The 13,283-nt window shown below is 70.0% G+C and carries 19 protein-coding genes; 15 read left to right on the top strand and 4 right to left on the bottom strand.

Translation table 11 applies throughout. The annotated features are described in order from the left end of the window. Positions 1-4 precede the first annotated feature (4 nt). The 4 genes from ACG04Q_RS01520 to ACG04Q_RS01505 all read right to left on the bottom strand — a co-directional run bounded on the left by ACG04Q_RS01520 (position 5) and on the right by ACG04Q_RS01505 (position 3,060). Positions 5-511, bottom strand: a complete 507-nt coding sequence (locus ACG04Q_RS01520; RefSeq protein ID WP_394509043.1) for a phage tail protein — start codon at positions 509-511, stop codon at positions 5-7. A gap of 9 nt (positions 512-520) precedes the next feature. Then, positions 521-814 carry a DUF6916 family protein gene (locus ACG04Q_RS01515; RefSeq protein WP_394509042.1) on the bottom strand — a complete coding sequence of 98 codons (294 nt, stop codon included), beginning with the start codon at positions 812-814 and terminating at the stop codon, positions 521-523. After that, positions 807-1,526 (bottom strand): PEP-CTERM sorting domain-containing protein, encoded by a 720-nt coding sequence (locus ACG04Q_RS01510; protein ID WP_394509041.1) that lies wholly within the window; start codon positions 1,524-1,526, stop codon positions 807-809. The genes ACG04Q_RS01515 and ACG04Q_RS01510 overlap by 8 nt, the downstream gene beginning before the upstream one ends. Positions 1,527-1,626: 100 nt before the next feature. Beyond that, positions 1,627-3,060, bottom strand: coding sequence for an aminotransferase-like domain-containing protein (locus ACG04Q_RS01505; protein WP_394509040.1), 1,434 nt, complete (start codon positions 3,058-3,060; stop codon positions 1,627-1,629). Between the two features lie 73 nt (positions 3,061-3,133). On the opposite strand from ACG04Q_RS01505, the gene ACG04Q_RS01500 reads away from it, so the two are divergent. The 15 genes from ACG04Q_RS01500 to ACG04Q_RS01430 all read left to right on the top strand — a co-directional run bounded on the left by ACG04Q_RS01500 (position 3,134) and on the right by ACG04Q_RS01430 (position 13,232). After that, entirely contained in the window at positions 3,134-4,039 is a 906-nt protein-coding gene (locus tag ACG04Q_RS01500) for a DMT family transporter (RefSeq protein WP_394509039.1), read from the top strand. Between the two features lie 11 nt (positions 4,040-4,050). Next, positions 4,051-4,344, top strand: a complete 294-nt coding sequence (locus tag ACG04Q_RS01495) for a DUF2917 domain-containing protein (RefSeq protein ID WP_394509038.1) — start codon at positions 4,051-4,053, stop codon at positions 4,342-4,344. Continuing rightward, a complete protein-coding gene (locus ACG04Q_RS01490; protein WP_394509037.1) occupies positions 4,341-5,036 on the top strand; it encodes an aspartate/glutamate racemase family protein in 696 nt (231 codons plus the stop codon). The genes ACG04Q_RS01495 and ACG04Q_RS01490 overlap by 4 nt, the downstream gene beginning before the upstream one ends. Before the next feature lie 28 nt (positions 5,037-5,064). Beyond that, positions 5,065-6,273, top strand: a complete 1,209-nt coding sequence (locus ACG04Q_RS01485; protein WP_394509036.1) for an aminotransferase-like domain-containing protein — start codon at positions 5,065-5,067, stop codon at positions 6,271-6,273. Further along, entirely contained in the window at positions 6,273-6,722 is a 450-nt protein-coding gene (locus ACG04Q_RS01480; protein ID WP_394509035.1) for a GNAT family N-acetyltransferase, read from the top strand. Before ACG04Q_RS01485 ends, ACG04Q_RS01480 begins: the two co-directional genes overlap by 1 nt. Beyond that, positions 6,719-7,558: a PhzF family phenazine biosynthesis protein gene (locus ACG04Q_RS01475; RefSeq protein ID WP_394509034.1), complete on the top strand. Its 840-nt coding sequence runs from the start codon at positions 6,719-6,721 to the stop codon at positions 7,556-7,558. The genes ACG04Q_RS01480 and ACG04Q_RS01475 overlap by 4 nt, the downstream gene beginning before the upstream one ends. A 2-nt stretch (positions 7,559-7,560) precedes the next feature. After that, positions 7,561-8,139, top strand: coding sequence for a VOC family protein (locus ACG04Q_RS01470; RefSeq protein WP_394509033.1), 579 nt, complete (start codon positions 7,561-7,563; stop codon positions 8,137-8,139). Beyond that, positions 8,139-8,843 carry an alanyl-tRNA editing protein gene (locus ACG04Q_RS01465; protein WP_394509032.1) on the top strand — a complete coding sequence of 235 codons (705 nt, stop codon included), beginning with the start codon at positions 8,139-8,141 and terminating at the stop codon, positions 8,841-8,843. The genes ACG04Q_RS01470 and ACG04Q_RS01465 overlap by 1 nt, the downstream gene beginning before the upstream one ends. Before the next feature lie 25 nt (positions 8,844-8,868). After that, positions 8,869-9,384 carry a GNAT family N-acetyltransferase gene (locus tag ACG04Q_RS01460; RefSeq protein WP_394509031.1) on the top strand — a complete coding sequence of 172 codons (516 nt, stop codon included), beginning with the start codon at positions 8,869-8,871 and terminating at the stop codon, positions 9,382-9,384. Positions 9,385-9,401: 17 nt separating this feature from the next. Continuing rightward, complete coding sequence (locus ACG04Q_RS01455; RefSeq protein WP_394509029.1) at positions 9,402-10,292, top strand: SMP-30/gluconolactonase/LRE family protein; 891 nt, start codon at positions 9,402-9,404, stop codon at positions 10,290-10,292. A gap of 159 nt (positions 10,293-10,451) precedes the next feature. Next, positions 10,452-10,949: an ATP synthase subunit I gene (locus ACG04Q_RS01450; RefSeq protein ID WP_394509028.1), complete on the top strand. Its 498-nt coding sequence runs from the start codon at positions 10,452-10,454 to the stop codon at positions 10,947-10,949. A gap of 16 nt (positions 10,950-10,965) precedes the next feature. Further along, positions 10,966-11,820: a F0F1 ATP synthase subunit A gene (atpB, locus tag ACG04Q_RS01445; protein ID WP_394509027.1), complete on the top strand. Its 855-nt coding sequence runs from the start codon at positions 10,966-10,968 to the stop codon at positions 11,818-11,820. 68 nt (positions 11,821-11,888) lie between these two features. After that, the gene (gene atpE / locus ACG04Q_RS01440; RefSeq protein WP_056873235.1) at positions 11,889-12,155 is read left to right on the top strand and encodes a F0F1 ATP synthase subunit C; all 267 of its coding nucleotides are present in this window, start codon (positions 11,889-11,891) and stop codon (positions 12,153-12,155) included. Positions 12,156-12,227: 72 nt separating this feature from the next. Next, a complete protein-coding gene (locus ACG04Q_RS01435) occupies positions 12,228-12,698 on the top strand; it encodes a F0F1 ATP synthase subunit B (RefSeq protein WP_394509026.1) in 471 nt (156 codons plus the stop codon). Beyond that, a complete protein-coding gene (locus tag ACG04Q_RS01430) occupies positions 12,699-13,232 on the top strand; it encodes a F0F1 ATP synthase subunit delta (protein WP_394509024.1) in 534 nt (177 codons plus the stop codon). Positions 13,233-13,283: the final 51 nt, after the last annotated feature.

Here is a 13,283-nt window from a genome sequence, read left to right as displayed (position 1 = left end):
TGGTTCAGTCGCGGCTGGGGAAGATGCCCACCAGCGCGATGGCCCAGCTGAGCACCTGGAAGGGCTGCATGTTGGGATGCGGCTGGCCGCCGGCGTTGGCGGCGATGGTGCCCGGGTCCATGGTGGCCGCGCTCCCCGCGGGCGCATAGTGGTCGATGCCACCGCGCCCCTTGGCGGCCGGGACGGCATCGCCCGGGACGCTGGCGTTGGCCAGTTCGCTGGTGGCGACCAGTGTGTGGGTGTGGGGGGGAATCTGGCTGGTGCTCAGCGTGACGGCTTCCTGCCCGCCCGAGCTGCCCAGCGGCAGCGTTGCGCCGTGAAGCGGTGCGCGACCCCGGAGGTCGGGCAGCATGAAGGTGGTCTGGCCATTGCCGCCATAGGTGGTGCCGAGCAGCGCGAAGAGGGCCTGGTTCTGCTGGATGGGCAGGGTCTGCCCGTCGCACAGCGCCCAGCCCTTGGGCGGTTTGGCGAAGCTCATCAACCGGAGTTCGCCGAGGAAGGGATCGGACATGAGGGTCTCCTAGCCGAAGACGGCTTCGTATTGCAGGCCCGTCGCGGTTCGGGCGACGGGCACCAGGAAGATGTCCAGGCAGCCCATGTGCTCGTGCTCCAGCCGGTAGATGCGCTGCGGCAGCGCGGGCTCGGGGGCTTCGAACGTGAGGCTGAAGGGCGCGCGGCCTTCTGGCGGCACCCAGTCCCCGTGCCGGGCATCGACGAGCTGGGCGGTCAGGCTGCCTGCTTCGCCCAGTCGCAGCGTGAAGGCGCTGCCGACAAGGGGCTCGAACTGCGCCAGCGTGAGCGCGCCGTCAGGCACGGCGGCGCGCGGCAGATGCCCCCAGCGCCGCGACCATGAACAAGGCTAGCGTGGCGGGCTCCGGCACGCCGTTGCCCGGGTCCGTGGGGCCTGGCCCGGTGCCGTTGTCCCGGGTGATCAGCGTGATGAGGAAATCGGCGTGATCCTCGCTGCTGCCGACGGTGGGGCCCCGGTCCGCGAACAGGATGTCATCGAGATACAGGCTGATGGTGTCGGCGTCGATGAGATGGACGAGGTTGGCGGCCAGGACCGAAGGGGCCAGTCCGCTGGCACCGCTGGCGGCGTAGCCATCGAAGCTGGTGACGCCGACCCCGACGATGGTCTTGCCGGCGATGCTGAGCCCGTCGAATTCGTAGCGGGCGTGGTTGCCCCCCGCACCCAGGTAACCGGTGATGCTGCCCGCGGGCGTTTCGGCGCCTGCATAGGCACGCACGTGGATGGTCTCGCCGACGAAGGTGACCTCCTCGCCGGCCAGCATCCAGCTATCAATCGGCCCACCGCCGCCGGTGTGGACACCCGTCGCGAAGTTGGCCGTGGTGACCAGCTGGGACAGGTTGATGGGCGTCGGGTCGCCCGTGATGCCGCCAGGGGCGATCAACTTGACGGTGATGTTGCTCTGGAAGCCCGCGAGCGCCGGGGAGGCGCACAGCGCGATCACGGAGCCGACGAGGGCGCCGAGCAAGCGGCGGGCTGGGGACGAAACGAGTCGCATGGAGCCTCCCTGTGAATCAGGCGTCAGGAAGTTGACTCGCCTTACAGGGCCTTCGCCAGTGGCTTTCCCCTCGACTGAGGGGGGCGCCGATGCGCAGAAGCTAGGGAGTCGCTGAGCGCCCCCGAATGTCGTCCACGCAGGCGCGCAGCTGACGCCAGAACGCCGGGTCCTGCGACGTGGCCATGTTGACGCGCATCAGCGGGCCCGGGCAGCGCGTGGCGCTGAACAGGGAGCCCGGCGCGGTGAGCCAGCCGGCATCCAGCAGCGGTTGCGCCAGGCGCTCGGTGTCCACGCCGACGTCTAGCCAGCCGAACAGGCCATCGGGCGGGGCCGCCCACTGGAAGCCCTGCCGGGCCGCCAGCGCCGCCACGCGCTGGCGGGCGTGGGTCAGCCGTTCGCGCAGCCGCTGGGCGTGGCGGCGAAGCCGGCCCTGCTCCAGGCACAGCGCGACGGCGCGCTCCAGCACGGGCGAGCTGGTCAGGCCGTCCAGCAGCTTGGTGTCGGTCAGCACGGCCAGCTTCTCCGGTGCTGCGGCGAGGTAGCCCACGCGCCAGGCCGGTGTCAGCACCTTGGAGAAGCCGCCGACATAGACGACGCGGCGCAGCCCGTCCAGCGCGGCCAGCCGCGGCAGGTGCTCGGGGGCGAGGAAGCCGTAGCTGTCGTCCTCGACGATGAGCAGGTCGTGCTCGTCGGCCAGCCGCAGCAGCCGGTGCGCGGTGGCCAGGTCCAGGCTGTGGCCGGTGGGGTTGTGCAGCACCGAGACGGTCAGGTAGGCGCGCGGCGCGTGCTGCGCGGCCAGCGCGGCCAGCACGCCGAGGTCGGGCCCCTGCGCGCCGCGCGGCACGGGCAGCAGCCGGATGCCGGCCTGCGTCAGCCGCGCGAACAGCACGGACCAGCCGGGGTCGTCCACCAGCACGGCGTCGCCCGGCTGCAGCTGGGTGCGGATCAGCAGATCAAGCGCATGCGTGGCGCCATTCGTCGTCAGCACCTGCGCGGGCCCGGCATGGATGCCCAGGTCCGCCAGCCGCTGCGCCAGCGCGATGCGCAGCCGCTCGTCGCCGCTGGGGTCGCCGTAGCTGACCTGCACCGTCTCGTCGCTGCTGAGCCGGCGCAGCGCCGACTGCAGTAGCGTCGGGTCCAGCCAGTCGGCCGGCAGCGTGCCCAGGCCCGGCGCGCGCGCGGCGTCGGCCTCGAACATGCCGCGGATCAGCGCCGTGGCGTCCACCGGCGCCTGGCGCGGCTGGGTGGCGGGCTGGGCGCTGCGCGCCGAGGCCTGGGTAGGGCGTGTCTCGCGCACGAAGAAGCCGCGCTGGCGGCGCGCCTCCAGCAGGCCGGCCGCCTGCAGCTGGTCGTAGGCGGCGACGACCGTGTGTGGGCTGACGCCGTGCTGGCGCGCGCAGTCGCGCACCGAGGGCAGGCGCGCACCGGGCAGCAGCAGCCGCTCGCGGATGCGCTGGGCGTAGCGCTCGGCCAGTTGGCCGGCCAGCGGCTGGCTGGCATCGCGCTGCAGCGGCGGATGTGTACCGGTGGGCATGGCAATACAGATTCAATGATTGATTGAATGACTGTACTGGCTCTGTACCGGTCGCTGTGCCTAGACTGAGCCCATGCCAGGGTTTTCCACGTCCACCACCACATCGTCCGACGCGACGCGCGGCCTGCTGCTGGGGTTGGCGGGTGTCGTCATGTTCGCGCTGAGCCTGCCGATGACGCGGCTGGCCGGTGGCAGCGTTGCCGCGCCGCAGCTGGACCCGGCCTTCGTCGCCTTCGGCCGCGCCGCGGTGGCGGGCGTGTTGTCGCTGGCCTACCTCGCGCTCACCGGTGCGCGCCGGCCGCGCGGCGGCGAGTGGTGGCTGCTGGCGTTCACGGCGGGCGGCGTGGTGTTCGGCTGGCCGCTGCTGTCCGGCCTGGCCGTGCGGTACGTGGACGCCGTGCATGCGGCAGTCATCTCCGGCGTGCTGCCGCTGGCCACGGCGGTTATTGCGGCGCTGGTGCTGCGCCAGCGGCCAAGCCCGGCGTTCTGGGCCTGCGCGCTGGCGGGGCTGGCGCTGGTCGTCGGCTTCGCGGCCTGGCGCGGCGCGGGCGGGCTGGAGATGGCCGACGGGCTGCTGCTGGGCGCGGTGGTCTGCGCGTCGGCGGGTTATGTCAGTGGCGCCCGGCTGTCCTCGGTCATGACGGCCGAACAGGTGATCTGCTGGGTGCTGGTGCTCAGCCTGCCCATCACGGTGCCGCTGGCGGTCATGACGCGGCCCGCCGCGCCGGTGGTGCCGTCGGCCTGGGTGGGCTTTGCCTATGTGTCGCTGTTCTCGATGTGGATCGGATTTTTTGCCTGGTATCGCGGCCTGGCGCTGGGCGGCACGCTGCGCGTGAGCCAGGTGCAGGTGCTGCAACCCTTTTTGTCCATGCTGCTCGCGGTGCCCTTGTTGGGCGAGCGGCTGGATGCGATGACGCTGGTCTTCGCCGCTGCCGTGTTGGCCGTGGTGTGGGTGGGCAAGCGCCAGCCGGTTCACTGAAGGAGATGCCGATGAATGACCGATTCACGACCCGACTCGCCCCCGGCCAGGCGCTGACGCTGGCCGCCGCGCGCGCGCCGCGCCGCCTCGTCGTCACGGCCGGCCGGCTGTGGCTGACGGTCTCGGGCGCCAGCGCTGACCACTGGCTGTGCGCCGGCGAGGGGCTGACGCTGGCGGCCAGGCAGGAGGTCGTCGTCGAGGCGTGGCCCGAGGCGAGCTTCCAGCTGCTGCAGCCCGCTGCGCAGCAGCAGGCCGTGGCGAAGCCGGCTCGGGGCTGGCGCATGAACCTGCTGGCCCCTGCATGAAGACGCTGGGCATGCTCGGCGGCATGAGCTGGGAATCCACCCAGCATCTGTACGCCCTCATCAACCGCGGCGTGGCTGCGCGGCTGGGCGGGCTGCACAGCGCCGACCTGCTGCTGCACAGCGTCGACTTCGCGCCGATCGCTGCGCTGCAGACGGCCGGCGACTGGGCCGGGGCGGCGGCCGTGCTGGGCGCCGCTGGCACCGGCCTGTGCCGTGCCGGCGCCGAGGCCCTGCTGATCGCCAGCAACACCATGCACCTCGTCGCCAATGACGTCGAGCGCGCGGCCGGCCTGCCGGTGCTGCACATCGTCGATGCGACGGCCGAGGCGCTGCGCGCCGCCGGCGTGCGCCGCGCCGGCCTGCTGGCCACGCGCTTCACGATGGAGCAGGGCTTCTACCGCGAGCGGATGTGGCAGCGCTTCGGCATCGAGGTCGTCACGCCCGACGAGCCCGGCCGCGCCGAGGTGCACCGCATCATCTACGAGGAACTGTGCCGCGGCCGCTTCGAGCCCGACTCGCGCGAGGCCTTGCGCAGCCAGGTCGCAGCGCTGGCCGAGCGCGGCGCGCAGGCCGCCATCCTGGGCTGCACGGAACTGGGCCTGCTACTGCCGGCCGGTGCACCCGCCGCGTTGCCGCTGTTCGACTCCACCGACCTGCAGGCCCGCGCCGCGGTCGACTGGATGCTAGGCTGATCGTCTTGAAATTCAACGTAACTCCATCATGAGCCACGTCTGGACCCAGGCGCGCCGAGCCGCGCGCATGAACCCGTCCATCATTCGCGAGATCCTCAAGGTCACCGAGAAGCCGGGCATCCTGTCCATGGCCGGCGGCCTGCCGAGCGCGGACACCTTTCCGGTCGACGCGCTGAAGTCCGCCTGCGACCGCGTGCTGACGCAGGCGCCGCGCGAGGCGCTGCAGTACGCGGCCAGCGAGGGCTTTGCGCCGCTGCGCGAGTGGGTGGCCGCGCGGGTCGCCGCGCTGGGCATGAACGTCAAGCCCGATCAGGTGCTGATCACCAGCGGCTCGCAGCAGGGGCTGGACCTTGCGGCCAAGATCCTCTGCGACGCCGGCGCGCCGGTGGCGGTCGAGACGCCCACCTACCTCGGCGCGCTGCAGGCCTTCACGCCGTTCGAGCCGCTGTTCGCCAGCCTCGCCAGCGACGAGGAAGGCCCGCGCCCGGAAGCCATTGCCGCGCTACCGCACGATGCTCCCGGCACGCGCTTCAGCTATCTGTTGCCCAACTACCAGAACCCGACCGGCCGCGTGATGGGCGCCCAGCGCCGGCAGGACGTCGTCGAGGCGTCGCGGCGCGCCGGCGTGCCCATCGTCGAGGACAACCCCTACGGCGACCTGTGGTTCGACGCGCCGCCGCCGGCCGCGCTGTCCAGCCTGTGGCCCGAGGGCTCGCTGTACATGGGCTCGTTCTCCAAGGTGCTGACGCCAGGCTTCCGCCTCGGCTACGTCATCGCGCCGACCGAGCTCTACCCCAAGCTGCTGCAGGCCAAGCAGGCGGCCGACCTGCACACACCGGGCTTCAACCAGCGGGTCGTCTACGAGGTCGTCAAGGACGGTTTCCTGGACCAGCATATCCCGGTGATCCGCGCCCGCTACAAGGCCAACCGCGACGCGATGGCCGCCGCGCTGCGCGCCCACCTGCCGGCCGGCTGCGAGTGGCAGAGCCCGCAGGGCGGCATGTTCTTCTGGATCCGCCTGCCCGCGGGGCTGGACGCGATGGCGCTGCTGCCGCAGGCGGTGGATGCCGGCGTCGCCTTCGTGCCCGGCGCGGCGTTCTACGCGCAACAGCCCGACCCGCGCACGCTGCGGCTGTCCTTCGTCACGCTGACGCCCGAGCTCATCCACGAGGGCGTGGAAAAGCTGGGCCGCGTGCTGCATGAGGCGCTGGAGCCCGTGGCGGAGCACGCGCCCTGATGAGCACGCGCGATGGCTACCGGCTCGGCTTCGCGCCGCAGGACATCGACGCGCGGGCGGCCCACGCCTTCCTGTGCGGCGCCTACTGGTGCGAGGGCATTCCGCTGGCCGTCGTCGAGCGGTCCATCGCGAACTCGTTGTGCATCGCGCTGCACGCTGACGGCGAGGGGCAGGTGGGCTTCGCGCGCGTCGTGACCGACCGCGCCACCTTCGCCTACCTGTGCGATGTCTACGTGCTGGACGCGCACCGCGGGCGCGGCCTCGCGACGTGGATGATCGACACGCTGCTGGCGCACCCCGACCTACAGGGCCTGCGCCGCTTCCTGCTGTTCACCCGCGATGCCCACGCGGTCTACGCCGGCCACGGCTTCGCGCCGCTGGCCACGCCGCAGCGCGGCATGGAGATCGTGCGGCTCGGCCTCTACCTTCAACCCACGCTCTCGCCATGACTGAATTGCGCCGCTTTGCCCAGGTCGACGTCTTCACCGCCACGCCGCTGAAGGGCAATGCGCTGGCCGTCGTCATCGACGGCGCCGGCCTGTCCGACGACGAGATGGCCGCGTTCGCGCGCTGGACCAACCTGTCCGAGACCACCTTCCTGCTGCCGCCGACCGACCCGACGGCCGACTACCGCGTGCGCATCTTCACGCCCGGCGGCGAACTGCCGTTCGCCGGCCACCCGACGCTGGGCAGCGCGCATGCGTTCTTGGCCAGCGGCGGCGACGCGAAGAAAGCCGGCGAGGTGGTGCAGCAATGCGCCATCGGCTTGGTGCGCGTCAAGCGCGACGGTGCGCGCCTGGCGTTTGCGGCGCCGCCACTGAAGCGCAGCGGCCCGGTGGACGACGCGACGCGCGCGCAGGTGCTGGCGTCGCTGCGCGTCGCGCCCGAGGCGCTGCTGGATCTCGTCTGGTGCGACAACGGCCCCGGCTGGCTGGCCGCCCGCCTGCCCGATGCCGCCAGCGTGCTCGCGCTGCAGCCCGACTTCACGGCGATGCTGCCGCTGAAGGTGGGCGTCGTCGGTGCCTACCCCGAAGGCAGCGAGTGCCAGTTCGAGGTGCGCGCCTTCGTGCCCGACGTCGGCATTCCGGAAGACCCCGTCACCGGCAGTCTGAACGCCGGCCTGGCGCTGTGGCTGCAGCAGGCGGGCCTGGCCGGCGACTGCTATGTCGCCGCGCAGGGCGCCGCGCTGGGGCGTGCCGGCCGTGTGCATGTGAAGCGCGATGCCGAAGGGACCTGGATTGGCGGGGACGTGACGCCGTTGATCCATGGGCAGGTACGGTTGTGAGCATGGAACTCGACCACCTCGTCGTCGGCGCGGCCACGCTGGAAGAGGGCGTGGCCTGGTGCGAGCGCGTGCTCGGCGTGACGCCGGGCCCGGGCGGCCGGCATGCGCTGATGGGCACGCACAACCGCCTGCTCAACATCAGCGGGCCGCAGCACCCGCGCGCTTACCTGGAAATCATCGCCATCGACCCGCAAGCCCCGCCGCCCGGTCGTGCGCGCTGGTTCGACCTCGATCAGCCAGCCCTGCGCGATCGCTTGGCGCAAGGGCCGGGGCTGATCCACTGGGTGTCCCGCGTGCCCAACCTGGACGCGGCCCTGGCGAACTGGCGAGGCGAGGGCGTCTACGCCGGCGAAGCTACTGAGGCGTCGCGCGGCAATCTTTGCTGGCGCATCGCGCTGCGCGAGGACGGCCGCCGTCTGCGCCGCGAGGCGTTGCCGGTGCTGATCGAATGGGGTGAGGTGCATCCGACCGACGGCATGGCCGCCTCCGGCGTGCAATTGCTGGGTTACGAGGCGCGTGACGGCTTGAGGGCTCGGCTGTCCACGCCGCGCGGCGAGGTCGCGCTGGAGGTGGTGGGCTGATGAAGACCGAAGACCTTTTTCGCGAGGACGCGACGCTCCTGACCTGCGAAGCGATCGTCACCGCGCATGGCGAGGGCGGCGTGCTACTGGACCGCAGCGTCTGCTATCCCGTCGGCGGCGGCCAGGCCGGCGACACCGGCTGGCTGGTTGCCGGCGAGCAGCGCTGGCGCGTCACGGACACGCGCAAGAGCAAGGAGCACCCGCTGGCCATCGTCCATCTGGTCGAGGGCGAGTTGCCGGCGGTCGGGGCGGCGGTGCGTGTCGAGGTCGACGCGGCGCGGCGCATGGCCCATCGGCGCTTTCATACGGCCACGCATCTGCTGTGCGCGCTGCTTCCCTATCCGGTCGACGGCTGCTCCATCACCGAGACCTATGCGCGGCTGGACTTCCACACCGACGAACCCTTCGACAAGGAGGCCATCCAGGCCGGCCTGACGCGCCTGGTGGCGGAGGCCCATCCGGTGGGCCACCGCTGGATCACGGAAGATGAACTCGACGCCAATCCCGGCCTGGTGCGCTCGATGAGCGTGCAGCCTCCGCGAGGGCTGGGGCGGGTGCGCGTGCTTGAAGTGCAAGGCGTCGATCTGCAGCCTTGTGGGGGGACGCATGTGAGCAATACCGCAGAGATCGGTGCGGTGATCGTGACCAAGATCGAGAAGAAGTCAGCCAAGACCCGACGCGTGGTCTTGGGATTTGCCGGCTGAGACCGCTGGCTAAACTGCGCGGCCTATGTCCGGCCCCGACATCCAGCTCATCACACCCGCGTCGCCAGAAGACTGGCAGGAGACCCGCCTGATCCTGCGCGACTACGCCGCCAGCCTGGCCGTGGATCTGGACTTCCAGGGCTTCGACGAGGAACTGGCCGGCCTGCCCGGCGCCTACGCGCCGCCCGGCGGGCTGATGCTGCTGGCGCTGGTGGACGGTGCCGTCGCCGGCAGCGGTGCCTTCCGCCCGCTGCCCGACGCCGACTACCCCAACGCCTGCGAGATGAAGCGGCTGTTCGTCCGCCCCGCCTTCCGCCGCTTCGGCCTGGGCCGGCTGCTGGCCCAGAACCTGATGGATCGCGCCACCGAGGCCGGCTACTCGTCCATGCTGCTGGACACGCTGGATGACATGGAAGCCGCGCGCGGCCTCTACGAAAGCCTGGGCTTCGTCGAAGTGCCGCCGTTCTACTTCAACCCCATCCCCGGCGCGCACTACCTGAAGGCCGAACTGGGCGGCTTCCGGCCGAGTTACTTCGGATAACCGCCTAGAGTGGCGGGATGGCCTTACAAGACATCCAAGCCCTTGGCGCCCACCGCTGCCTGCTCGGCGAATCGCCGCTCTGGCACCCCACCGAACAAGTCCTCTACGCGGTCGACATTCCCGGCCGCCAAGTGCTGCGCTGGCGCGCCGGTGCCGATGCGCCGGACGTGTGGCCGCAGGACGCCGAGCCCGGTTGCATCGCCGCCCGCGCGAGCGGCGGCCTGCTGGTGGCGCGGCGCGACGGCCTGTGGACGCTGGACACGACGACCGGCGCGCAGGCGCTGCTGGCCGGCCCTCCCTACGACGCCGTGCGGCTGCGCTTCAACGACGGCAAGGTCGACCCGGCTGGCCGGCTGTGGGTGGGCAGCATCTCCGATGCGCGCGAGCCCGAGGCGGCGCTGTACCGCTTCGACAGCGGCGCGTTCGCCGCGCAGGTGCCCGGTCTGACAACATCCAACGGCCTGGCCTGGAGTCCCGACGGCCGACGCGTGCACTGGTCGGACACCAAGGCGCACCGCGTCTACATGGCCGACTTCGACGCGGCGACCGGTGCGCTCGCCAACCCGCGCGTGTTCGCCGAGTTCCCGCCGCGCAGGGCGGCGGAGGTCTATGGCGGCCGCCCCGATGGTGCCGCGATGGATGCCGAGGGCTGCTACTGGGCCGCGATGTTCGAGGGCGCTGCCCTCGTGCGCATTGCGCCGACCGGCGAGATCGTGCAGCGGCTGGCACTGCCGGTGACCTGTCCTACCATGCCCACCTTCGGCGGCGCCGACCTGCGCACGCTCTTCATCACGACAGCCCGCGAGAAGCGCCCCGCCGACGAGCTGGCGCGCGAGCCGCTGGCCGGTGCCGTGCTGCAGCTGCGCGTGGACGTGCCGGGCCTGCCTGCAACACTGACGCGGGCCTGAATCCCGCGCGAACCTGGGGGCACGTTTACCCCGGTGTAACTCGTCACATATAATGAGGGGCTTTGTTGGTGACGCCCCGTGCGTCATCCCGGTGCAATCGGCCCCTGGCAGTCTTCATTTGAAGCAGAGGTCGAGCCGCCCACCCCAGGATCTGGCGCCATGACCGAGAACGGCCCCCGAAAGACCTGGCCCCCCGTCGCATCTGCGGCCGGTGGCTGGGACGACGACAACGAGGAGCCGCCCGTCAAGGCGCTGAGCCCGGAGCAGGCGGCGGCGCTGAAGTCCGCGTTGCCGATGCTGTCGCCCTGGCGTGTGCTGGGGATGCAGCTGGTGGCAGGCTTGCTGTGCGTGGCCGTGATCCGGCTGTGGACGGCATCCGGCGTGGCCATGGTCTCGGCGCTCTACGGCGTTGCGGCGGTGGTGCTGCCGAACATGCTGCTGGCGCGGGGCATGACGAAGCGATTGGATTCGGCAGTCGGTGCGGCTGCTGTCTTCATGGGTTGGGAATTTTTGAAAATCGGTGCATCCATCGCGATGCTGGTGCTGGCGCCAAAGGTGGTGCCGGGCCTGAGCTGGCCAGCCCTGCTGGTCACCCTCGCGGTGTGCATCAAGGTGAACTGGCTCGCGCTTGCGTGGCGTGGCCGCAGATTGAACTGACGAGGCAGAACGAAACATGGCAGCAGAAGGCCACGAAACAGCCGCCCCGAGCGCTGGTGAATACATCATTCACCACCTGCAGCATGCGCAGAACGGCAAGATGTCGGGCATCGTCGACTTCTCCGTCGTCAATCTCGACTCCATCTTCTTCAGCGTGCTGCTGGGGGTGCTGGGTTGCTTCTTCCTGTGGCGCGCGGCCAAGTCCGCTACATCGGGCGTCCCGGGTCGTTTTCAAGCCGCCGTCGAAATCCTCGTCGAGATCGTTGCCGACCAGGCCAAGGGCATCGTCCACAACGCCAACAGCCGCAAGCTGGTCGCGCCGCTGGCGCTGACGGTGTTCGTCTGGATCTTCCTGATGAACGCGATGGACCTGCTGCCGGTGGACCTGCTGCCCTGGGCCTGGCAACACATCACCGGTGACCACCACGCCTACCTGCGCGTCGTGCCCACCGCCGACCTGTCCATGACCATGGGCCTGTCCGTCGGCGTGCTGATCACCTGCCTGATCTACAACGTCAAGATCAAGGGTGCGGGCGGCTGGGCTCACGAACTCGTCGCGGCGCCGTTCGGCGACAAGGTCTATCTGTACCCGGTCAACCTCGCGATGCAGCTCATCGAGTTCGTCGCCAAGACCGTCTCCCACGGCATGCGGCTGTTCGGCAACATGTACGCGGGCGAACTGATCTTCATGCTGATTGCCCTGATGGGCGGTGCCTGGAGCCTCTCGGCGACCGGCATCGGCCTGGCGATCGGCCACATCATCGCGGGTTCGGTGTGGGCCATCTTCCACATCCTGATCATCACGTTGCAGGCCTTCGTCTTCATGATGCTGACGCTGGTCTACATCGGTCAGGCCCACGACGCGCACTGAGCGGCGCAAACAACCCAAGCAGTTCCTTTTCTCAACCGTTTCTCTCTCTATCCCTCTAAGGAGTCATCGTGGAAGTCATTAGCTTTGTTGCTCTCGCCGCTGGTCTGATCATTGGTCTGGGCGCCTTCGGTGCTTGTATCGGTATCGGCATCATGGGCAGCAAGTACCTCGAGTCCGCCGCTCGTCAGCCCGAGCTGATGAACGAACTGCAAACCAAGATGTTCCTGCTGGCCGGCCTGATCGACGCCGCGTTCATCATCGGCACCGGTATCGCCCTGTGGTTCGCCACCGCCAACCCGTTCCTGGGCCAGCTGGCGCAAATCGCCGCCAAGTAATTCGACGTTGCCGCCCCGCCCTCGGACTCCTGGGGGCGGCTTCAAGCACTCGAAACTTTGTGAGGCACCACCGTGTTTATTAACGCGTCGCTCATCGTTCAGATGATCGTGTTCCTGATCCTGGTCGGGTTCACGATGAAGTATGTGTGGCCGCCGATCATCAAGGCGCTCGACGAGCGTGCCGCGAAGATCGCTGCTGGCCTGTCCGCTGCCGACAAGGCCAAGGCCGAACTGGCCGGCGCCGAAGCGCAGATCGCCAAGGAACTGGCCGCCACCAAGGCTGAGTCCGGCAAGCTGATCTCGGACGCCGAAAAGCGTGCCGCCGCCATCGTCGACGCCGCCAAGGGCCGCGCCGAAGAAGAAGGCGCCAAGATCCTGGCCGCCGCCAAGGCCGATGCCGAGCAGCAGGTTTCCCGCGCTCGCGAAGCCCTGCGCGAGCAGGTTGCTGCGCTGGCCGTCAAGGGCGCCGAGCAGATCCTGCAGAAGGAAGTCAACGCCGGCGTCCACGCCGAGTTGCTGGCTCGCCTGAAGACGGAGCTGTAAATGGCCGAGATCGCCACCATCGCCCGCCCCTACGCTGAAGCGCTGTTCCAGGTCGCCAAGTCGCAAGACCTGACCGCTTGGGGCCAGCAGCTCGACGCGCTGGCCCAGGTGGCGCAGGACGCCGATCTGCGCCAGTTCGCCGATCACCCCAAGGCACAAGCCGAGCAGGTCGTCGCGGTCATGACCGCGGCCGCCAAGCAGACGCTGGCCGCGGGCGTGCAGAACTTCCTGCAGACCGTCGTCGACAACGGCCGCCTGGCCGCGCTGCCCGAGATCGTCGCCCAGTACCACGTGCTGGCCAACGCCGCTTCCGGCGTGTCCGATGCGCAGATCTACAGCGCCTACGAGATCAGCGACGCGCAGCTCGCCGAGCTCAAGGCCACGCTGGAGCAACGCTTCGGCCGCAAGCTCGACGCCCATGTGCAGTTGGAGCCCGGCCTGATCGGCGGCGTTCGCGTCGTCGTCGGCGATGAGGTGCTGGACACCTCCGTCAAGGCCCGGCTGGAGCGCATGAAGGTCGCGCTGACTGCCTGATCCGCAGCCTGAGCCACGCCACAAGACATTCCGATTTACCCCGCGTCTGAC

Source organism: Pelomonas lactea, assembly GCF_043555885.1.
GTDB classification, from domain to species: domain Bacteria; phylum Pseudomonadota; class Gammaproteobacteria; order Burkholderiales; family Burkholderiaceae_C; genus Pelomonas; species Pelomonas lactea.
The sequence above is the reverse complement of the archived record's forward strand: the minus strand, read 5'-3'. Positions and strand labels throughout refer to the sequence as shown.